The organism is Paenibacillus sp. Pae15 (genome assembly GCF_024519685.1).
Lineage (GTDB): Bacteria > Bacillota > Bacilli > Paenibacillales > NBRC-103111 > Paenibacillus_G > Paenibacillus_G naphthalenovorans.
Window position 1 is genome coordinate 1 of the sequence record NZ_JALJRM010000087.1, and the last position, 636, is coordinate 636.

At 49.8% G+C, this 636-nt stretch carries 1 protein-coding gene and 1 pseudogene; both read left to right on the forward strand.

The window, feature by feature from the left end; translation table 11 throughout:
• Positions 1–312, forward strand: a pseudogene (locus NR121_RS25030) (IS21 family transposase); the annotation flags it as partial.
• 19 nt (positions 313–331) lie between these two features.
• On the forward strand, positions 332–636 hold a 305-nt coding region (locus tag NR121_RS25035; protein WP_483874595.1), incomplete at its 3' end, for a Mu transposase domain-containing protein.

Sequence of the window (636 nt, forward strand, 5' to 3'; positions counted from 1 at the left end):
TACGGCGACTTGATCCTGACCCATGAATTTGCATCCTATGTACGCCAGCGCGGCTTCCACGTTCGCATGTGCCGGAAACAGGATCCCGAAAGCAAGGGGCGTGTGGAGAATGTCGTGAAATATGTGAAACAAAACTTTGCCCGCCATCGGATGTTTGTCAGTGTAGATAAGCTCAATGAGGAATGTTTGTCCTGGCTGGATCGGACCGGCAACGCCCTGGTTCACCATACGACGAAAAAAATACCGGCCGAAGTGTTTGCCATCGAAAAGCAACATCCTTCGCCCGGTCCTAGAAAAAATAAAATCTCCTAAAATGAGTATAACAAGGACCGTGCGAAAGGACAATACCATCTGGTATGAAGGCAACCGGTACTCGGTTCCGCTTGGCACATATGACGGCACTGCCAAAGAGGTCGGTGTACAAGCATGTGAAACCAGACTGCGGATCTATGATTTGGATACTAGAGAGTATCTGGCCGAACATGAACGTTCCTTTCTGAAAGGGCAACTCATTCAAAACACCAATCACCGACGAGACCGAACCAAAGGTATCCGTGCTTATTTGGAAAGCGTGACAAGGCAGTTCTCCGACACGCAGCTGGCTGCCGCCTACTTGGAAGCCATCTGCCAAAGGCA